The following is an 18,097-nucleotide window of genomic DNA, read 5'->3' as shown; positions in this document are numbered from 1 at the left end:
CGACGACAGTTTCACACATCAACTTCTGGGCGGGCAGCCAGAGTTCGCCCGAGGGGCCAGGCCCGTCACGACAGCGGCCCCGAACCGGCGGATTAATACCCCCGGGGGTATCTGTTACCTTGGGAGACAGATACCCCCGGGGGTAATTTCGTGAAGGAGGGACCTCGTGTTCTTTGTCGACACCCTGGAGACCGAAGGGCTGGGCAACCGCAGCTACCTCGCGGGCGGCGCCCGGACCGCGGTGGCCGTGGACCCGCCCCGTGACATCGACCGCGTCCTCGCCCGGGCGGCGCTGCGCGGCGTGCGGATCGTGGCCGTCGCCGAGACCCATGTGCACAACGACTACGTCACCGGCGGCCTGGAGCTGGCCCGGCTGACCGGCGCCCGCTATCTGGTGCCGGCCGGGGCGGAGGTGGCGTACGCCCGGGTCCCGGTCGCCGACGGGGACGTGCAGCCGGTCGACGAGGACCTGGCGCTGCGGGCGGTGGCCACGCCCGGACACACCCCGCACCACACCTCGTACGTCCTCGCGGAGGCGGGGCACGCGGTGGCCGCCTTCACCGGCGGGTCGCTGCTGATCGGCGGCGTCGGCCGCCCCGACCTGGTCGAACCCCGGCTGACCGAGCGGCTGGCCCGGGCCCAGCACGCCTCCGTGCACCGGCTCGCGGCGGAGCTGGCCGACGAGGTCACCGTCCTGCCCACGCACGGCTTCGGCAGCTTCTGCTCCTCCTCCGCCGCGGGCGGCGCGGGCGGCACGATCGGCGGCGAGAAGACGTCCAACCCGGGGCTCCTCCAGGACGTGGACACCTTCGTGAAGGAGCTGCTGGCCGGGCTCGACGACATACCCGCCTACTACGCCCACATGGGCCCGGCCAACTCCGGCGGCCCCGCCCCCGTGGACCTGACGGCGCCGGGCGTCGCCGACGCCGAGGAGATCGCCCGGCGGCTCGCGGCCGGGGAGTGGGTCGTGGACCTGCGCGGCCGGGTGGCGTTCGCCGCCGGGCATGTGGCCGGTGCGTTCAACTTCGAGGTCGACGGACAGCTGGCGACCTATCTCGCCTGGATGATCCCGTGGGGCAAGCCGGTGACCCTCCTCGCGGAGAGCGCCGCGGACCTGGCGCGCGCCCAGCGCGAACTGACCCGGGTCGGCATCGACCGCCCGGCCGCCGCGGCCGTCGGCACCCCCGCCGACTGGATCGCCGACGGCACCGCGCCCGCGTCCTTCCGCCGGGCCACGTTCGCCGATCTGGCCGCCGCCCGCGCGCGCGGCGAGGACGTGGTGGTCGTCGACGTCCGCCGGGACGGCGAGCGCACCGCCGCCGGCTGGATCGAGGGCAGCGTCCACCTCCCCGTCCACCAGCTCCACCACCGTCTGCACGAGGTGCCCGAGGGCACCGTGTGGGTGCACTGCGCTGGCGGTATGCGCGCCGCCATCGCCGCGTCCGTGCTCGACGCGGCCGGACGCGAGGTGGTGGCCGTGGACGACGGCTACGCGGCGGCGGCCGAGGCGGGGCTCACGCTCTGTACCACCGGCTGACGCCGGGGATCAGGAAACACGCATGAGGTACGACTTCCCCGGCACCCCCCGTGTCACCGCCACCGAGGCGCAGCGGCTGGTGCGCGACGGCACCGCCGCCCTGATCGACGTCCGCGAGACGGACGAGTTCCGGGCCGGTCACGTCCCCGGCGCCCACCATGTACCGCTCTCCCGGATCGCGACCGCCCATCTCCCCGAGACCGCCCACCCGCTGGTGCTGATCTGCCGCTCGGGCAACCGTTCCCGGCAGGCCGCCGCCCTGCTCGCCGCACGCGGTGTGGAGGCGGTCGACGTGATCGGCGGCATGCGCGACTGGGCAGCGCGGGGACTCCCCGTCGAAGGCGCGGGACTCCCCTTCGAAGACCCGGGACGCCCCGTCGAAGGCACCCCTGGAACCGTCATATGACCGCCCTCGTCCTGGCCCTGCTCGCCGGCGCCCTGGTCGGTCTCGCTCTCGGCGCACTGGGCGCGGGCGGGAGCATCCTGACCGTCCCGGCGCTGATCTACCTGCTCGGTTTCACCCCCGCCGCGGCGGCCACGGGCAGCCTGGTCATCGTGATCGTCACGTCGGTCACCGCTCTGGTGGCGCACGCCCGGGCGGGGGCGGTGCGCTGGCGGGCCGGGCTGCTGTTCGCGGCGGCCGGTCTGCTGCCCGCCGCGGTGGCCGGGGTCCTCGCCGCGCGGCTGCCCGCGGCCCTGCTCACGCTGATGTTCGCGGCGCTGGCCGCCCTGGCCGCCGTACGCATGCTGCGTCGTCGTACGCCCCGGCAGGCCGCGACGGTGTCGAACGGCCGGGCCGCGACGGCCGGTGCCGGACTCGGCGCGGTGACCGGGTTCCTCGGGGTCGGCGGCGGGTTTCTCGCCGTACCCGCGCTGGTGACCGTGCTGGCGGTGCCGATGAGCGCGGCGGTGGGGACCAGTCTGCTGGTCATCGTCGCCAACGCACTGGTGGCGCTCGCGGCCCGGGCCCAGTCGGCGGTCCAGCTGGACTGGGCGCTGATCATGCCGTTCCTGGCGACCGCCGTCCTGGGGGCGTGGGACGGCGGACGGCTGGCCGCGAAGGTGTCCCCCGCGGCGCTCCAACGGGCCTTCGGGACCGTACTGCTGACGATCGCGCTGGCCATGGGCGTCGGCGTGGTGCGGTGACCTCAGGCCAGTGAGAGAAAGAGCTTCTCCAGCCGGGACCGCATCTGCGCGGAGTTCCGCACCTCGGGGTCCTCGCTGGTCATGCACTGCTCCAGGCCGGTCGCGATGATCGAGAACCCGGCCCGGTCCAAGGCCCGCGAGACCGCCGCGAGCTGGGTGATGACGTCCTCGCAGTCCCGCCCCTCCTCAAGCATCCGGATGACCCCGCCCAGCTGGCCCTGAGCACGGCGGAGCCGGTTGAGCGCCGACCTCAGTTCGTCGGCGTCCATGTCGAGCTGCACGTTTCCTCCTCATATATACCCCCACGGGTATTCTACCCGTGGGCGGCAACACCTCACCGAAGGGTTCTGTTCCATGACCACCCCCGTCACCGTGGCCCCCGCCCGGCTCGCCGAGTTCACCGTCGTGGACGTGCGCACGCCCGGCGAGTTCGCCGGCGGCCATGTCCCCGGCGCGCACAACATCCCGCTGGACCGGCTCGACGAGGCGGCGAGCGCGCTGCGGACGGCCGCGACGCGCGGGCCGCTGCTGATCGTCTGCGCCTCCGGGGCCCGCTCGGCCAAGGGCTGCGACCGGCTCGGGACGCTCGGTATCGAGGCGCTCTCCCTGGACGGCGGCACCGCCGGCTGGGCCGCCGCGGGCCACCCGGTCGAGCGCCCGGCCGGGGCCCGTACGCCCTGGCCGATGGACCGCCAGGTCCGGCTCACCGCCGGTGCGCTGGTCGTGGCGGGCTTCGTCGCGGGGCTGGCCCGGCCGCCCGCGCACCGGCTGTCCGGCCTGGTCGGCGCCGGGCTGGTGTACTCCGCCGTGACCAACACCTGCGCCATGGCGACGCTCCTGGCCAGGCTTCCGCACAACCGGCCGGGCGCGGACGCGGTGCCCTTTGAGGAGACGCTGCTGCGCCTGGCCGGGTGACCTGCCGGGGAGGACGGGAATTCCGCCCCCGTCCTCCGCGGTCCGGGTGCCACGGGGTGATTCCGGCGCCGTAGCGCGCGGTGTGGGTGCGGGCGGGGCCGTGGTCGCGTACCTATGGAGGGCACCGCGTCGCCGCGACCCGACGGAGAGCCATGACCGACGCCGACCCCCAGGCCCCCGCCCCCGCCGCTCCCGCCGCTCCCCTGGCCCGGGCCGCCACCCTGCTGCGCCGCCCCAAGCTCTGGGTGGTCCCCACCGTCCTCAGCGGACTCCTCGCCCTGCTGCTCTCCCTGCTCTACATGGGCGGCATCGTCAACCCGCAGGGCGACCTGAAGGACCTGCCGATCGCGCTGGTCAACGGCGACACCGGCAAGCCGCTGCCCGGCCAGGGACAGAACCTGGGCACGCAGATCACCCGGTCGATCCTCGCGGACACGTCCAGCGACAAGGCCGAGTGGCGGCGGCTGAGCCGGGCCGAGGCCCAGGACGAACTGGACACCGGCAAGGTCTACGGCGCCCTCGTCATCCCCGCCGACTTCACCGACTCCGTCGCCGCGCTCACCACCACCGGCGCCGCCGCACGGCCGACGATCACCGTGCTCACCAACCCCGGCAAGGGCAGCCTCGGTTCGTCCCTCGCCAGTCAGATCAGCACCCAGGCGGCGCATCAGGCCTCGCAGACCATCGGCGAGCAGCTCGTCCGGGCCGCCCCGCGGGCCACCGCGACGGACAAGCTGCTGCTCGCCGACCCGGTGAACGTCGTTCCCCAGGTCGGCCATCCCCTCGGCGACCACAGCGGGCTCGGCCTGACCGCGTTCTACTACACGCTGCTGCTGGTGCTGGCCGGCTTCATGGGCGCCAACGTCATCAGCAACGGCGTCGACACCTCGCTCGGCTACGCCGACAACGAGATCGGCCCCTGGCACACCCGGCTGCCCACCGTGCCGATCAGCCGCACCCAGACACTGCTGCTGAAGATGGCGATGACCGCGGGCATCACCCTCGTCACCGTCTCCCTGGTGATGCTGGCCTGCGTCACCCTCCTCGGCATGGACGCGACCCATCTGCCGCTGCTGTGGATCTACTCGTACTGCGCGTCACTGGCCGTCGGCATCGGTGTGCAGGCCATCAACGCGGCGTTCGGCGGCATCGGACAGCTCGTGTCCATGTTCGTGTTCATCGTCCTCGGCCTGCCGTCCTCGGGCGCCACCGTCCCGCTCCAGGCGGTCCCCGGCTTCTACCGGTTCCTGTCCCACTTCGAGCCCATGCGCCAGCTCAGCGACGGCGTCCGCGCGATCCTCTACTTCGACGCCCGCGGCGACGCGGGCCTGAGCCGCTCCTGGCTGATGATCGCGATCGGCACCGCGGTGGGGCTGCTGTTCGGTTACGCGATGACCCTCTACTACGACCGCAAGGGCCACCGCCGCCTGACGCCCCAGCCGGCGTGAGGCTCACCGGTGCCATGACCTCAGCGTCGCGTACATGCGCCCACCCTGCTCCCGGCTGCAACCTTGTCGCAACCTCCCCTGTGGTGCGCTGGGGCGTATGGATGAGGAGATCCCGCGCGTCGAGCTCACCCTCGCGGCCGCCGACCTGCTGCGCCGGCTGCGCGAGGCGCACGGCCCGCTGATGTTCCACCAGTCCGGCGGCTGCTGCGACGGCAGCGCCCCGATGTGCTACCCCGAGGGCGAGTTCCGCACCGGCGGCTCGGACGTGCTGCTCGCGGAGCTGGAGGTCGAGGGCGTCGAGGAACCGGTGAGGTTCTGGATGTCCCGCAGCCAGTACGCGGTCTGGAGCCACACCCGCCTCATCGTGGACGTCGTCGAGGGCCGCGGCAGCGGCTTCTCCCTGGAGGCGCCCGAGGGCGTACGGTTCCTGATCCGCTCACGCCTGGTCGCCCCCTAGCAGTCCCCCGTACGGCCCTCGCCGTCTGGTGCACCCCCCTTGAGTCCTGCGACAGTTGACGGAACCTCAGGGGGGACTGTGACGCATCGTCGAACCGGGTTCCGGGCGGGCAGACGGGTACTGACGCTTCTGACGGCGTTCGGCGCGCTGGCCGGTGCGGCCCTGACGGGGGCGGCACCGGCCGGTGCCGTGCAGGACGCCGCCGTGCCGGTCGCCTCGGGTGTCACGTACCAGGAGTACGACCTCCAGGCGGCCAAGGGTCCGACGCGCATCCATGTGATCCGGGCCGACCTGCGCGATCCGAAGGTGCGCCTTGACCTGCTGTATCCCGGTGCGGTGGCCGCGCGGGCGCCGGTCTCCCAACTCGCCGACACCCAGGGCGCGGTGGCCGGGGTCAACGGCGACTTCTTCAACATCACCGAGACCCAGCACCCCGGCGTCGAGGCGACCGGGGCGAGCGTGGGACCGGCGATCGCGAGCGGGCACCCCCTCAAGGCGGCGGTACCGGACGGCCAGCGGTTCGGCCCCGCGCTGCCGCCCGGTACCTCGACCCGGAACGTGCTCGGCATGGGCGTGGACCGCCGGGTTCGGCTCGACGCCCTGACCCTGACCGGAACCATCGGCACCTGGGAGAACCGGCTGCCGTTGGGCGGGCTCAACCAGTACGCCCTGCCGGTGGGTTCGGTCGGCGCCTTCACCAGCGCCTGGGGCGGAGTCTCCCGGCTGCGCTCCACCTGCGGCACGGACACCGACCGGGCCGCCCCGTGCAGCACGGACACCTACGAGGTGACGCTCCGCCGGGGCAAGGTGGTGGCGACGGCCGACACCCCGGGCAGCGGTCCCATCGCCGACGGGACGACCGTCCTCGTCGGCCGGGAGGGCGGCGCGCAGCAGTTGCGGAAACTGTCCGTGGGCGAACTTGTGCGGGTACGGCAGCGGCTGGTGGCGACCGCGAGCAGGGTGCCGTACCGCTTCGCCGTCGGCGGCTATCCGGTCCTGACGGACGGGTCGCCGTTGCCCGGGCTGGACGCGACGACCTCGGCGGTGCGGACCGCCGTGGGCGTCTCGGACGGCGGCCGACGGGTGCTGCTGCTCGCGGTGGACGGGGCGGCGCCGTACCGCACCGGTCTGACGATCGCCGAAGTGGCTGACACCCTGCGCGACTTGGGCGCTGCCGACGGCTTCAGCCTGGACGGCGGTGGCTCGTCGACCCTGGTCGCCCGTGCCCCCGGCGCGACCGCCGTGACGGTACGCAACCACCCCACGGGCGGCGCGGAACGCCCCGTCCCGAACGGCATCGGGGTCTTCTCGACGAACTGAGCCTCAGGGTCGCAGGCTGCTCACGATGTCGGCGGTCGCCGTCAGACCGCTGCTGATGGTGGGCGCGATGCTCGTGCCGGCCAGAAAGAACCCGAGCAGCGCGCACACCAGGGCGTGGGAGACCTTCAGCCCGCCGTTGCGCAGGAAGATCACCGCCAGGACCAGAAGCAGCAGCACCACCGAGATGGAAATCGCCATCGTCAACCTCCTCCGCCACGCCGTCCCGTCCGGTTCACGGCGTTCGGCCGTAAGTGTGGCGTAGCGGAGGGTTCGTCCGGGCGGCTGACCTGTCCGCCGAACGTGTGGTTTCCCGGCCTAGCGGCGGGCGTCGAGGAAGGTCTCCAGGCCCGCCAGGTCGTCGGTGTTGAGGTAGTCGACACCGGCGTCGAGGAGTTCACCCCACAGCGCGTCGCGGGCGGGTCCGGCCAGGTCGGGGGTGGCCCAGAAGCGCACCTGCTGGCCGCGCGCGTGGGCGGCGTCGACGATGCCGTGCAGCCTCTGCCGCTCGGCCTCGGCGAAGGCGCCGACGCCCTGCCAGGTGAAGTTGAGCGTCCAGTTGTCGCTGATCAGAGAGATGAAGGAGGCGGGCGCCGAGGAGCCGAGGTCGGTGAGCCGGCCGTCGTAGAAGGCGCGCCGGACGGTCTGCGCCTCCATGGGCGTGCGGGCCGCGCGGTCACCGGAGATGACGGCGGTGACCGCCCCCGGGTACACCCTGCCGTGCGCGTACGTCGTGAACAGGTGCTTGTAGCGCCGGAGATGGCGGTCCAGCTCCAGGTACGTCGACGAGCCCTCGGTCTTGATGTCGATGAGCAACTGCACCGGCCTGCGCCAACCCCGGTACACGGAACCGTGGTTGGCCCTGACGATCCTGGCCAGCGGGTCCAGGTAGAGGGACTCCAGCGTGCGGCTCGGGTCGAGGTCGTCCACGGTGTGTCCGATGAGGAGCTGGTCGCCGACGAGGAAGATGTCGGCCTCGACGCTGCCGAAGCGGTGGTCGAGGGCGTCGAACAGCGGCCGGGGATGCTCGTAGTCGTTGTGGGCGTGGGCCCTCCACAACGGCCTTGGCCGGTGCTTCTGTTCGCCCGCGAGGGCCGGTGCTGCGGGCAGGGCGACCGCGCCCGCGAGGGCGGCGCCGATGGTGGTGAGGGCTCTGCGACGGGTGGTGAGGGCCATGCTCTGCCTCCCTTTGGGGCGGTACGAGACATGGGCGAGTATGCGGTCGCGGGGCCTTCAATGGGCATGCCCGTGAGAGGAGTTGGCCGGACTGCCGCTGTGCGTTCACCGGGCCCACCCGGGGAGCACGAAAAAGCCCGCCCCAGGTGGGGCGGGCTTTGTCCGGTGACGTCAGGGGGCTTGCAGGTCCACCAGTTCGGCCAACGCCGCGCGGTGGGTGCCGGCGGTGCCGTACGCGATCGAGTCGGACTTGGCCCGCTTCAGGTAGAGGTGGATCGGATGCTCCCACGTCATGCCGATGCCGGCGTGCAGCTGGAGCGCCTCCTCGGCTGCGCGTACCGCGACCGGCGCCGCGTAGGCCTGCGCGACGGCGACCGCGACGTCGGCGTCCGTCCCGGTGGCGAGCGCGTCGGCGGCGTTGCGGGCGGCGGCCCGGAGGTTGACGACCTCCAGCCACACCTGGGCGAGCCGGTGCTTGAGCGCCTGGAAGCCACCGACCGGCCGGTTGAACTGCTTGCGCTCCTTGAGGTAGCGCACGGTCTCGGTCAACACCCATTCCGCCAGACCGAGTTGCTCGGAGGCGAGCAGTCCGGCACCGGCCCGCAGGGCGCGGCGCACGGCGGGCTCGGCGTCGCCGAGGAGCCGTCCGGGGGCGCCGTCCAGGGTCACGGTGGCGAGCGGCCTGGTGAGGTCGAAGGACACCTGCGGGGTGACGGTCGCGTCGGCGGCGTCCACCGCGTACAGCCCGCCGTCGTCCGCCGGCACGAGCAGCACATCGGCCACGGCCGCGTCCGCGACGCCGGTCAACTCCCCGTGCAGGGAACCGCCTTCATGCCGTACGACCTTGTAGGCGCCGCCCGCGGCGACGTTCAGGGCGACGGCGAGGGCGCCGATCCTACGCCCCGCCGCCAGCTCGGCGAGCAGCCCCTCGTGGCCGACCTCCAGCAGGGCCTCGGTGGCGACGACGGCGCTGGTGAGGTAGGGCACGGGAGCCACGGCACGCCCCAACTCCTCCAGGACCACAGCGGCTTCGCGGTGCGTGGCACCCTGGCCGCCCTGGGCCTCCGGCACCAGCAGGCCCGCGAGGCCCATGCCGTCGGTGAGCGCCTTCCAGGCGGCGAGGTCGTGCGGGGCGTCCGACTCGGTGCGGGCGATGACGCCGGGGGCGTCGCAGTGGTCGGCGAGCAGGTCCCGTACGGCGGACCGCAGGGCCTCTTCCTCCTCCGAGTACAGCAGGTCGCTCATCGGGCCAGGTCCTTCCATGCGACGTCCTTGTCGGTGCGCGGCTCGGACGGCAGGCCCAGAACGCGCTCGGCGACGATGTTCAGCAGGACCTCGCTGGTCCCGCCCTCGATGCTGTTGCCCTTGGAGCGGAGGTAGCGGTAGCCGGCGTCCCGGCCGGTGAAGTCCACCAGTTCGGGCCGGCGCATGGTCCAGTCGTCGTACAACAGGCCTTCCTCGCCGCGGAGTTCGACCTCCAGGCCGCTGATCTCCTGGTTGAGGCGGGCGAAGGCGAGCTTCATGCCGGCGCCCTCGGGTCCTGGCTGGCCCAACGCGAGCTGCTGGCGCAGGCGTTCGCCGGTGAGGCGGGCGACCTCGGCGTCGACCCAGAGCGTGAGCAGCCGCTGGTGGAGGTCGTGGGTGCGCAGTTCGGGGCGCTCGCGCCAGGTCTTCGAGACCGGCCCGATCATGCCGCCCTCGCGGGGCAGGCGCATGCCGCCGATGGCGACGCGTTCGTTGTTGAGCGTGGTCTGCGCGACCTTCCAGCCGTCGCCGATGGCGCCGAGGCGGCGGGAGTCGGGGATGCGGACGTCGGTGAGGAAGACCTCGTTGAACTCGGCCTCGCCGGTGATCTGGCGCAGCGGCCGGACGTCGACACCGGGGTCGGTCATGTCGCACAGGAAGTAGGTGATGCCCGCGTGCTTGGGCACGTCCGGGTCGGTGCGGGCGATGAGGATGGCCCAGCGGGCGTTGTGCGCGCTGGACGTCCATACTTTCTGGCCGTTCACCACCCAGTCGCCGTCGCCCTCGCGGACGGCCCGGGTGCCGAGCCCGGCCAGGTCGGAGCCGGCGCCGGGCTCGCTGAAGAGCTGGCACCAGACCTCCTCGCCGGTCCACAGGGGCCGCAGAAAGCGCTGCTTCTGCTCGTCCGTGCCGTACTTGAGGATGGTCGGCGCGGCCATGCCGAGGCCGATGCCGTTGCGCCGGGGGTCGTTGTCGGGGGCGCCCGCGGCCTCCAGCTCGGCGTCCACGACGGCCTGGAGGGAGCGTGCGGTGCCGAGTCCGCCGAGCCCCTCGGGGTAGTGCACCCACGCCAGGCCGGCGTCGAAGCGGGCCCGCAGGAAGTCCAGGCGGTCGGTCGTGGCGGGCGGGTGGGCGGCCAGCAACTCCGCCGCACGGCGCTTGAGTTCGGCTGCGTCGATCATGCGGTGGCTCCCTTGCTGAGGGCGGGGACGACGGCGACCCGGCCGGTGGTCACGCCGTCACCGACGCGCTGCACGGCGGCCGCGGCCTCCGCCAGCGGCACCCGCTCGCTCACCAGCGGACCGATGGCGCCCCGGGCGGCGAGTTCGGTGAGCTGCTCGTGGCAGTGCCGGACCAGCTCGGGGTTCTTGGTGTTGTACAGGCCCCAGTGCAGGCCCTGGATCGAGTAGTTCTTCACCAGGGCGTGGTTGAGGCCGGGGCTCGGGATGGTCCCGCTGGCGAAGCCGACGACCACGATCCGTCCCTCGAAGGCGACGACCTTGGTGGACTGGGTGTAGGCGTCGCCGCCGACCGGGTCGTAGATCACGTCGGCGCCCCGCCCGCCGGTGGCCTCCTTGACCGCGGCGACGACGTCCTCGGCACGCCGGTCGATCACGACGTCACAGCCCAGTTCCCTGGCCACGGCGGCCTTGTCGGCGCCGCCGACGACGCCGATGACCTTGGCGCCGGCGGCCTTGCCGAGCTGCACGGCCGCGCTGCCGACCCCACCGGCGGCGGCGTGGACGAGCAGCGTCTCCCCCGCCTCCAGGTGGGCCCGCCGGTGCAGACCGAACCATCCCGTCTGGTAGCCGATGTGCAGCGCGGCGGCCTCGGCGTCGTCCAGCGAGTCCGGCGCGGGCAGCAGAGCGGCGGCGTCCGCGACGGCGTACTCGGCGAAACCGCCGTACGGCAGCGCGGGGTTGGCGAGCACCCGGCGCCCGTCCTCGGTCTCGCCGCAGATCTCCACGCCCGGCGTGAACGGCAGCGGTGGCCTGACCTGGTAGTGGCCGCGGCACATCAGCACGTCCGGGAAGTTGATGTTCGCGGCACGCACCTTCAGCAGGACCTGGCCGTCGCCGGGCGTGGGCGTCTCGACGTCCGCGAGCCGCATCACCTCACCCGGCTCACCGTTCTCGTGCACTTGCCATGCCTGCATGCGATGCCTCCACGCGACTACGTCGTACGACCTGGGGTAGTCGCATACTAAGCGGTCGCTTGCCGATCAGGGAACAGTAGCGTGCGTCACGACCGCGCCGACCGCTTCGGCTTCGCCCGTACGTGCATCCGCTCCCCCTGCGGCCCGAACAGACTCAGGAACTCCGCCGGGCCTTCCCCCGTCGACCCGAACCAGTGCGGCACCCGGGTGTCGAACTCGGCGGCCTCCCCGGCGCTCATCACCACGTCGTGGTCTCCGAGGACGACCCGCAGCCGCCCCGCCAGCACGTACAACCACTCGTAGCCCTCATGGGTACGGGGTTCGGGCTCCTCGTTCCGCTGCGGCACCAGCACCTTGTAGGCCTGGAGACCGCCCGGCTGCCGGGTCAGCGGCCAGTAGGTACGCCCGTGCCGCACCAGCGGCGCGGTCCGCACCCGCGGATCCCCCACCGGCGGCGTCCCGACCAGCTCGTCCAGCGGCACCTGATGGGCCTGCGCGATCGGCAGCAGCAGCTCCAGGCTGGGCTTGCGCAGCCCCGACTCCAGCCGGGACAGCGTGCTGACGGAGATGCCGGTGGCCTCCGACAGCCCGGCGAGGGTCACCTCGCGCTCCTTCCGGATCCGGCGCAGCCGGGGCCCCACATCCGCGAGAACACCCTCGACATCTTCATCGGTACTCATGCCCATATTGCAGAATCAGCAAAGATGTTTGTCAATCCCGCACGGGCGGAGCGACCGTGGCGGCATGACGGACACCCACGCATACGAAGTGATCGTGATCGGCGGCGGCGCGGCCGGTCTCTCCGCGGCTCTGGTCCTGGGGCGGGCCCGGCGCCGGACGCTGGTCGTCGACGCGGGCGAGCCCCGCAACGCGCCCTCGGCCCACATGCAGGGATATCTCTCCCGGGACGGCATGTCCCCGGCCGAGTTCCTGGCCATCGGCCGCGAGGAGATCGCCCGGTACGGCGTCGAGCTCGTCCGGGACCGGGTGGTCGACGTCTCCCAGGGCTTCGGCGTGACGCTGGCGAGCGGCCGCACCCTGCGCGCCCGCCGCCTGGTGATCGCGACCGGCCTCAGGGACGAGCTCCCCGCGGTCCCCGGCGTCGCCGAGCGCTTCGGCAAGGACGTCCTGCACTGCCCGTACTGCCACGGCTGGGAGGTCCGCGACCAGGCCTTCGGCGTCCTGGCCACGACCCCACTGAGCGTGCACCAGGCGCTGATGGTGTCCCAGTGGTCGAAGGAGGTGACGCTCTTCCTGCACACGGTCGCGGAGGCCGACCTGTCCGACGACGACCTGCGCAGGCTCGCCGCGGCGGGCGTCAAGGTGGTGCCGGGTGAGGTCGGGAGGCTGCGGATCGAGAACGACCGACTGACGGGCGTACAGCTGGCCGATGGCACGACCCACGCCCGCGATGTGCTGTTCACCGCACCCCGCGCCGTCCCGCAGAACGACCTACCGGCCCAGCTGGGCGCCGAGCTGAACGAGACCCCGTTCGGCGCGTACCCCGTGGTCGACGCGACGGGACAGACGACCGTTCCCGGCGTGTGGGCGGTGGGCAACGCGATGGGCTTCGGCGAGCAGGTGATCAACGCGGCGGCGGGCGGCTACCGGGCCGGGGCCACGATCAACGGGGATCTGCTGATGGCCGACCTCGACGCGACGCCCTGAAGGGGCGCGGGGCTGTGTCGATTTGCGGCTACCGCCGCGTGGGCGCGACCAGCCACGACACAGCCGCAGCCGACGAACGACCCGTTCGTCCAGGTGTGACCCGGCGGAGCGTGCCGCACCATGGGCTGCATGCTTCTTGCCCGGCTGGCCCAGGTGTCCCAGGAGGTCGCCGCGACCTCGGCGCGCTCGAAGAAGACCGCGCTGCTCGCCGACCTGTTCCGCGAGGCCGAACCGGACGACGTGCCGATCGTCATCCCGTATCTGGCGGGACGGCTGCCTCAGGGACGGCTGGGGGTGGGCTGGAAGGTGCTGAGCCGTCCGGTCCTCCCGGCAGCCGAGCCGAGCCTCACCGTCGCCGCGGTGGATGCCCTGCTCACCGAGCTGGGCATGGTGTCGGGCACCGGGTCCCAGGCCGAACGGACCCGTCTCGTAGGCGAGTTGATGGCCGCGGCCACCGAGGCCGAACAACGCTTCCTGCTCGGCCTGCTCAGCGGTGAGGTACGTCAGGGCGCCCTGGACGCGGTCGCCACGGAGGGTCTCGCCCAGGCCACCGAGGCGCCACCCGCGGACGTCCGCCGCGCGGTGATGCTCGCCGGCTCCCTCCAGACCGTCGCCGAGGCGCTGCTCGCGGACGGCCCCGAGGCCCTCGACCGCTTCCGGCTCACCGTCGGCCGCCCGGTCCAGCCGATGCTGGCGCACAGCGCCTCCTCGGTCGCCGAGGCGGTCGAGAAGCTGGGCGGGTGCGCGGTCGAGGAGAAGCTGGACGGCATCCGCGTCCAGGTGCACCGGGACGGCGACACCGTTCGCGTCTACACCCGCACCCTCGACGACATCACCGACCGTCTGCCCGAAGTGACAGCCGCCGCGCAGCAGTTGAAGGACGAGCGGTTCATCCTCGACGGCGAGGTCATCTCCTTCGACGCCGCCGGGCGGCCCCGCTCGTTCCAGGAGACGGCGGGGCGGGTCGGCTCACGGGTGGACGTGGCCACGGCCGCCGAACAGGTCCCCGTCTCCCCCGTCTTCTTCGACGCCCTGTCCGTCGACGACCACGACCTCCTCGACCTCCCGTTCGCCGAACGGCACGCGAGGCTGGCCCGGCTGGTCCCCGAACCGATGCGGGTGCGCCGGACGCTGGTGTCCGGCCCCGAGGACGTCACCGCCGCCGAGTCCTTCCTCGCCGAGACGCTGGAGCGCGGTCACGAGGGCGTGGTGGTGAAGTCCCTCGACGCCTCCTACAGCGCGGGCCGACGCGGCGCGTCCTGGCTGAAGGTCAAGCCCGTCCACACCCTCGACCTGGTCGTCCTGGCCGCCGAGTGGGGCCACGGCCGCCGCACCGGCAAGCTCTCCAACCTGCATCTGGGGGCACGGCGGGAGGACGGCTCGTACGCGATGCTCGGCAAGACGTTCAAGGGCATGACCGACGCGATGCTGGCCTGGCAGACCGAGCGGCTCCAGGAGCTGGCCACCGGAACCGACGGGTACGTGGTGACCGTACGGCCCGAGCTCGTCGTCGAGATCGCCTACGACGGTCTTCAGCGCTCCACCCGCTACCCGGCCGGCGTCACCCTGCGTTTCGCCCGTGTGGTGCGCTATCGCGAGGACAAGCGGCCGGAGGAGGCGGACACGGTGGAGACGCTGCTGGCCGCGCATCCCGAGGTCAGCCCATGAGGACCAGCGCCGGCCTGCTGCTCTTCCGGCACACCGGAGACGGCGTCGAGGTGCTGCTCGGTCACATGGGCGGCCCGTTCTTCGCGCGCCGGGACGCCGGGGCCTGGACCGTGCCGAAGGGTGAGTACGAGCCCGACGAGGAGCCGGCCTGGGAAGCCGCCCGGCGTGAGTTCCAGGAGGAGCTGGGGCTGCCGCCGCCCGACGGGGACGCCGTGCCCCTAGGCGAGGTGAAGCAGTCGGGCGGCAAGCTCGTCACCGTCTGGGCGATCGAGGCCGACCTCGATCCCGCGACCGTCGTCCCGGGCACGTTCCGGATGGAGTGGCCGCCGAGATCCGGGCGGGAGCAGGAGTTCCCGGAGCTGGACCGGGTGGCCTGGTACTCCCTCGCGCGTGCTCGCGAGGTGATCGTGAAGGCGCAGGCCACGTTTCTCGACCGGCTGGCGGAGCACTCGCCCTGACACGTTGCGGCGGGGCCCGCCGCGCGGGAAGGTCGAGAACACAGGTCCGCTCCCCCAGGAGGTCGGTCATGCCCATCGCGACGGTGAACCCGGCGAACGGCGAGACGCTCAAGACGTACGAAGCCATGGGCGCCGAGGAGATCGAGCGCCGGCTCCAGCTCGCGGAGGCCACCTTCCGCACCTACCGGACGACACCGTTCGCCGAACGCGCCCAGCTGCTCGGCCGGGCGGCCGATCTGCTCGACGGCCTCCAGCAGGACATCGGCAAGGTCATGACCACCGAGATGGGCAAGCCGGTCAAGCAGGCCCGCGCCGAGGCCGCCAAGTGCGCCAGGGCGATGCGCTGGTACGCCGAGCACGGCGAGGCGCTGCTGGCCGACGAGGAGCCCGCCGACGCCGATGTGAAGGACTCCGGCGCCTCCCGGGCCCTGGTGCGCTACCGGCCCCTGGGTCCGGTGCTCGCGGTGATGCCGTGGAACTTCCCCCTGTGGCAGGTCGTCCGGTTCGCCGCCCCCGCGCTGATGGCGGGCAACGTCGGACTGCTCAAGCACGCCTCGAACGTCCCCCAGACCGCCCTGTTCCTGGAGGACCTGTTCCACCAGGCGGGCTACCCGGAGGGCGTCTTCCAGACCCTGCTCATCGGCTCCGGCGCGGTCGAGGAGATCCTGCGCGACGAGCGCGTCAAGGCGGCCACGCTCACGGGCAGTGAGCCCGCCGGGCGCTCGGTCGCCGCCACCTGCGGCGACATGGTGAAGAAGACGGTCCTCGAACTCGGCGGCAGCGACCCGTACGTCGTGATGCCGTCCGCGGACATCGACCGCGCGGCCGAGATCGCCGTGACGGCGCGGGTGCAGAACAACGGGCAGTCGTGCATCGCCGCCAAGCGGTTCATCGTGCACGCCGACGTGTACGACGCCTTCGCCGAGAAGTTCGTGCGGGGCATGCAGCGGCTGACGGTCGGCGACCCGCTGGACGAGGCCACGGACATCGGCCCGCTCGCCACCGAGCAGGGGCGGGCGGACCTGGAGGAGCTCGTCGACGACGCGACGCGCAGCGGTGCCCGGGTGCTCTGCGGCGGCGAGCGGCCTGACGGGGACGGCTGGTACTACCGGCCGACCGTCCTGACCGACATCAGCCGCGAGATGCGTATCCACCGCGAGGAGGCGTTCGGCCCGGTGGCCACGCTCTACCGCGTGAGCGACCTCGACGAGGCGGTGCTGCTCGCCAACGACTCGCCGTTCGGACTGAGTTCGAACGTGTGGACGCGGGACGAGGCCGAGGTCGATCGTTTCGTACGGGATCTCGAAGCCGGTGCCGTGTATGTCAACGGGATGACCGCGTCCCATCCGGCGTTCCCGTTCGGCGGTGTGAAGCGGTCCGGGTACGGGCGTGAGCTGTCCGGGCACGGAATCCGCGAGTTCTGCAACATCACTACGGTTTGGCACGGAGCGTGACGTCTGCGCGGCTACCATCCCCGGTGTGAACCGTGAAGTGACTCTGCCGCTGATCGTCGACGACCGGGGCACCTTGCAGGTGTCCGCGGCCGATGTGAGCAAGTTGTTGCGCACGGTCGGGGGGCGGTGGCTGCATCTTGTCGAGGCGGGCGAGGAGGGTCTCGACGAGGACACGGTGGCCGCGTTGACCATCGAGTTGGCCAAGCTCGCCGATCGCATCGACGTGGCCTGCATTGCGCACAGTAGCGGCGGCGCGTCGTGAAGGTCGTTGTGCCGGCACCGGTTTGGAACCCGACCCGTCCCTGAAACGGAGTAACCCCGCGCGAAGTCGTCTGCCCCTCGGGTGATCGTGGACTGGACCACCCTCTGAGGCGAAAGCAGGCACGGTTCATGGCGACTTTGTGCAGACCCTCGGTGTCCGTTCCGGAGCATGTGATCACGATGGAGGAGACGCTCGAACTGGCGCGCTCCCGCCATGCGGACCATCCCCAACTGCCGCTGGCGCTCCGCTTGATCGAGAACACCGGTGTACGCACCCGGCACATCGTGCAGCCCATCGAGGAGACCCTGAAGCACCCCGGCTTCGAGGAGCGCAACAAGGTCTATGTGGCCGAGGCGAAGGCCCGTGTCCCCGCGGTCGTGCGGCGAGCACTGGACGACGCCGAGGTACTGCCCCGCGACATCGATGTCATCATCTATGTCTCCTGCACGGGCTTCATGATGCCGTCGCTGACGGCCTGGCTGATCAACGAGATGGACTTCGACTGCACCACGCGGCAGATCCCCATAGCCCAGCTGGGCTGTGCGGCCGGCGGTGCGGCGATCAACCGGGCGCACGACTTCTGCACCGCCTACCCCGAGGCCAACGCCCTCATCGTGGCCTGCGAGTTCTGCTCGCTGTGCTACCAGCCCACCGACCTGGGCATCGGGAACCTCCTGTCCAACGGCCTGTTCGGCGACGGCATCGCGGCCGCCGTGGTCCGCGGCCGGGGCGGCGAGGGCATCACGCTGGAGCGCAACGGCTCGTATCTGATCCCCGGGACCGAGGAGTGGATCATGTACGACGTCCGGGCCACGGGCTTCCACTTCCAGCTGGACAAGCGGGTGCCCGCCACCATGGAGCCGCTCGCCCCGGCGCTCCAGAACCTCGCGGGACTGCACGGCTGGGACGCCGCCGACCTGGACTTCTACATAGTCCACGCGGGCGGGCCCCGCATCCTCGACGACCTCAGCAAGTTCCTCCAGGTCGACCCGCACGCCTTCCGGTTCAGCCGGGCCACGCTCACCGAGTACGGGAACATCGCCAGCGCCGTCGTACTGGACGCGCTGCGACGACTGTTCGACGCGGGCGGGGCGCACCACCGGGCGCGCGGGCTGCTCGCCGGGTTCGGGCCCGGCATCACCGCGGAAATGACCCTGGGCCGCTGGCAGCGCACGGACGAGACGGACTGAG

At 72.2% G+C, this 18,097-nt stretch carries 20 protein-coding genes; 13 read left to right on the top strand and 7 right to left on the bottom strand.

Annotated features, from left to right (window positions below; translation table 11 throughout):
- The first annotated feature begins 166 nt into the window (after positions 1-166).
- From ACIHIX_RS27440 to ACIHIX_RS27430, 3 genes are read left to right on the top strand one after another with little or no spacing between them, the layout of a single operon-like run.
- A complete protein-coding gene (locus tag ACIHIX_RS27440; protein WP_399960583.1) occupies positions 167-1,537 on the top strand; it encodes a rhodanese-like domain-containing protein in 1,371 nt (456 codons plus the stop codon).
- Positions 1,538-1,559: 22 nt separating this feature from the next.
- Positions 1,560-1,943: a rhodanese-like domain-containing protein gene (locus ACIHIX_RS27435; protein ID WP_399960581.1), complete on the top strand. Its 384-nt coding sequence runs from the start codon at positions 1,560-1,562 to the stop codon at positions 1,941-1,943.
- The gene (locus ACIHIX_RS27430) at positions 1,940-2,683 is read left to right on the top strand and encodes a sulfite exporter TauE/SafE family protein (RefSeq protein WP_399960579.1); all 744 of its coding nucleotides are present in this window, start codon (positions 1,940-1,942) and stop codon (positions 2,681-2,683) included. Before ACIHIX_RS27435 ends, ACIHIX_RS27430 begins: the two co-directional genes overlap by 4 nt.
- A gap of 2 nt (positions 2,684-2,685) precedes the next feature.
- Here ACIHIX_RS27430 and ACIHIX_RS27425 read toward each other — a convergent pair whose 3' ends face one another.
- On the bottom strand, positions 2,686-2,964 hold the full coding sequence (locus ACIHIX_RS27425; RefSeq protein WP_399960577.1) for a metal-sensitive transcriptional regulator: 279 nt from the start codon (positions 2,962-2,964) through the stop codon (positions 2,686-2,688).
- A gap of 73 nt (positions 2,965-3,037) precedes the next feature.
- Here ACIHIX_RS27425 and ACIHIX_RS27420 point away from each other — a divergent pair, with 73 nt between their 5' ends.
- The 4 genes from ACIHIX_RS27420 to ACIHIX_RS27405 all read left to right on the top strand — a co-directional run bounded on the left by ACIHIX_RS27420 (position 3,038) and on the right by ACIHIX_RS27405 (position 6,823).
- Complete coding sequence (locus ACIHIX_RS27420) at positions 3,038-3,598, top strand: rhodanese-like domain-containing protein (RefSeq protein WP_399960575.1); 561 nt, start codon at positions 3,038-3,040, stop codon at positions 3,596-3,598.
- Between the two features lie 152 nt (positions 3,599-3,750).
- Complete coding sequence (locus tag ACIHIX_RS27415) at positions 3,751-5,046, top strand: YhgE/Pip domain-containing protein (RefSeq protein WP_399960573.1); 1,296 nt, start codon at positions 3,751-3,753, stop codon at positions 5,044-5,046.
- Positions 5,047-5,143: 97 nt separating this feature from the next.
- Positions 5,144-5,503, top strand: a complete 360-nt coding sequence (locus ACIHIX_RS27410) for a DUF779 domain-containing protein (RefSeq protein ID WP_399960572.1) — start codon at positions 5,144-5,146, stop codon at positions 5,501-5,503.
- A gap of 78 nt (positions 5,504-5,581) precedes the next feature.
- Positions 5,582-6,823: a phosphodiester glycosidase family protein gene (locus ACIHIX_RS27405; protein WP_399960570.1), complete on the top strand. Its 1,242-nt coding sequence runs from the start codon at positions 5,582-5,584 to the stop codon at positions 6,821-6,823.
- Between the two features lie 3 nt (positions 6,824-6,826).
- On the opposite strand, the gene ACIHIX_RS27400 is transcribed toward ACIHIX_RS27405, so the two are convergent.
- From ACIHIX_RS27400 to ACIHIX_RS27375, 6 genes are all read right to left on the bottom strand, one after another.
- On the bottom strand, positions 6,827-7,021 hold the full coding sequence (locus ACIHIX_RS27400) for a hypothetical protein (RefSeq protein WP_329341817.1): 195 nt from the start codon (positions 7,019-7,021) through the stop codon (positions 6,827-6,829).
- Positions 7,022-7,138: 117 nt separating this feature from the next.
- Complete coding sequence (locus ACIHIX_RS27395; RefSeq protein WP_399960568.1) at positions 7,139-7,996, bottom strand: phosphatidylinositol-specific phospholipase C/glycerophosphodiester phosphodiesterase family protein; 858 nt, start codon at positions 7,994-7,996, stop codon at positions 7,139-7,141.
- Positions 7,997-8,167: 171 nt separating this feature from the next.
- Positions 8,168-9,241: an acyl-CoA dehydrogenase family protein gene (locus tag ACIHIX_RS27390; RefSeq protein ID WP_399960566.1), complete on the bottom strand. Its 1,074-nt coding sequence runs from the start codon at positions 9,239-9,241 to the stop codon at positions 8,168-8,170.
- On the bottom strand, positions 9,238-10,422 hold the full coding sequence (locus ACIHIX_RS27385; protein WP_399960564.1) for an acyl-CoA dehydrogenase family protein: 1,185 nt from the start codon (positions 10,420-10,422) through the stop codon (positions 9,238-9,240). The genes ACIHIX_RS27390 and ACIHIX_RS27385 overlap by 4 nt, the downstream gene beginning before the upstream one ends.
- Positions 10,419-11,396, bottom strand: a complete 978-nt coding sequence (locus tag ACIHIX_RS27380; RefSeq protein WP_399960562.1) for an NADPH:quinone oxidoreductase family protein — start codon at positions 11,394-11,396, stop codon at positions 10,419-10,421. The genes ACIHIX_RS27385 and ACIHIX_RS27380 overlap by 4 nt, the downstream gene beginning before the upstream one ends.
- Before the next feature lie 86 nt (positions 11,397-11,482).
- Positions 11,483-12,076 (bottom strand): helix-turn-helix domain-containing protein, encoded by a 594-nt coding sequence (locus tag ACIHIX_RS27375; protein WP_399960560.1) that lies wholly within the window; start codon positions 12,074-12,076, stop codon positions 11,483-11,485.
- A 64-nt stretch (positions 12,077-12,140) separates the two neighbouring features.
- On the opposite strand from ACIHIX_RS27375, the gene ACIHIX_RS27370 reads away from it, so the two are divergent.
- From ACIHIX_RS27370 to ACIHIX_RS27345, 6 genes are all read left to right on the top strand, one after another.
- Positions 12,141-13,064: an NAD(P)/FAD-dependent oxidoreductase gene (locus ACIHIX_RS27370; RefSeq protein ID WP_399960558.1), complete on the top strand. Its 924-nt coding sequence runs from the start codon at positions 12,141-12,143 to the stop codon at positions 13,062-13,064.
- A 129-nt stretch (positions 13,065-13,193) separates the two neighbouring features.
- A complete protein-coding gene (locus ACIHIX_RS27365) occupies positions 13,194-14,732 on the top strand; it encodes an ATP-dependent DNA ligase (RefSeq protein WP_399960557.1) in 1,539 nt (512 codons plus the stop codon).
- A complete protein-coding gene (locus ACIHIX_RS27360) occupies positions 14,729-15,190 on the top strand; it encodes an NUDIX domain-containing protein (RefSeq protein ID WP_399960555.1) in 462 nt (153 codons plus the stop codon). The genes ACIHIX_RS27365 and ACIHIX_RS27360 overlap by 4 nt, the downstream gene beginning before the upstream one ends.
- Before the next feature lie 68 nt (positions 15,191-15,258).
- The gene (locus tag ACIHIX_RS27355) at positions 15,259-16,644 is read left to right on the top strand and encodes an NADP-dependent succinic semialdehyde dehydrogenase (protein ID WP_399960553.1); all 1,386 of its coding nucleotides are present in this window, start codon (positions 15,259-15,261) and stop codon (positions 16,642-16,644) included.
- Between the two features lie 25 nt (positions 16,645-16,669).
- The gene (locus ACIHIX_RS27350) at positions 16,670-16,906 is read left to right on the top strand and encodes a DUF6213 family protein (RefSeq protein ID WP_126270496.1); all 237 of its coding nucleotides are present in this window, start codon (positions 16,670-16,672) and stop codon (positions 16,904-16,906) included.
- A gap of 104 nt (positions 16,907-17,010) precedes the next feature.
- Positions 17,011-18,096: a type III polyketide synthase gene (locus ACIHIX_RS27345; RefSeq protein ID WP_399960847.1), complete on the top strand. Its 1,086-nt coding sequence runs from the start codon at positions 17,011-17,013 to the stop codon at positions 18,094-18,096.
- The last annotated feature ends 1 nt before the right edge of the window (position 18,097 follow it).

Origin of the sequence: Streptomyces sp. NPDC051913 (assembly GCF_044593635.1) — a bacterium.
Taxonomy (GTDB): domain Bacteria; phylum Actinomycetota; class Actinomycetes; order Streptomycetales; family Streptomycetaceae; genus Streptomyces.
This window is presented reverse-complemented; position numbering and strand designations above follow the sequence as displayed.

Bases quoted from the DNA above. Each gene is read 5' to 3' on its own strand.
- ACIHIX_RS27435 (WP_399960581.1), top strand. From the start codon at position 1,560: ATGAGGTACGACTTCCCCGGCACCCCCCGTGTCACCGCCACCGAGGCG.
- ACIHIX_RS27430 (WP_399960579.1), top strand. From the start codon at position 1,940: ATGACCGCCCTCGTCCTGGCCCTGCTCGCCGGCGCCCTGGTCGGTCTC.
- ACIHIX_RS27420 (WP_399960575.1), top strand. From the start codon at position 3,038: ATGACCACCCCCGTCACCGTGGCCCCCGCCCGGCTCGCCGAGTTCACC.
- ACIHIX_RS27415 (WP_399960573.1), top strand. From the start codon at position 3,751: ATGACCGACGCCGACCCCCAGGCCCCCGCCCCCGCCGCTCCCGCCGCT.
- ACIHIX_RS27410 (WP_399960572.1), top strand. From the start codon at position 5,144: ATGGATGAGGAGATCCCGCGCGTCGAGCTCACCCTCGCGGCCGCCGAC.
- ACIHIX_RS27400 (WP_329341817.1), bottom strand. From the start codon at position 7,021: ATGGCGATTTCCATCTCGGTGGTGCTGCTGCTTCTGGTCCTGGCGGTG.
- ACIHIX_RS27395 (WP_399960568.1), bottom strand. From the start codon at position 7,996: ATGGCCCTCACCACCCGTCGCAGAGCCCTCACCACCATCGGCGCCGCC.
- ACIHIX_RS27390 (WP_399960566.1), bottom strand. From the start codon at position 9,241: ATGAGCGACCTGCTGTACTCGGAGGAGGAAGAGGCCCTGCGGTCCGCC.
- ACIHIX_RS27385 (WP_399960564.1), bottom strand. From the start codon at position 10,422: ATGATCGACGCAGCCGAACTCAAGCGCCGTGCGGCGGAGTTGCTGGCC.
- ACIHIX_RS27380 (WP_399960562.1), bottom strand. From the start codon at position 11,396: ATGCAGGCATGGCAAGTGCACGAGAACGGTGAGCCGGGTGAGGTGATG.
- ACIHIX_RS27375 (WP_399960560.1), bottom strand. From the start codon at position 12,076: ATGAGTACCGATGAAGATGTCGAGGGTGTTCTCGCGGATGTGGGGCCC.
- ACIHIX_RS27370 (WP_399960558.1), top strand. From the start codon at position 12,141: ATGACGGACACCCACGCATACGAAGTGATCGTGATCGGCGGCGGCGCG.
- ACIHIX_RS27365 (WP_399960557.1), top strand. From the start codon at position 13,194: ATGCTTCTTGCCCGGCTGGCCCAGGTGTCCCAGGAGGTCGCCGCGACC.
- ACIHIX_RS27360 (WP_399960555.1), top strand. From the start codon at position 14,729: ATGAGGACCAGCGCCGGCCTGCTGCTCTTCCGGCACACCGGAGACGGC.
- ACIHIX_RS27355 (WP_399960553.1), top strand. From the start codon at position 15,259: ATGCCCATCGCGACGGTGAACCCGGCGAACGGCGAGACGCTCAAGACG.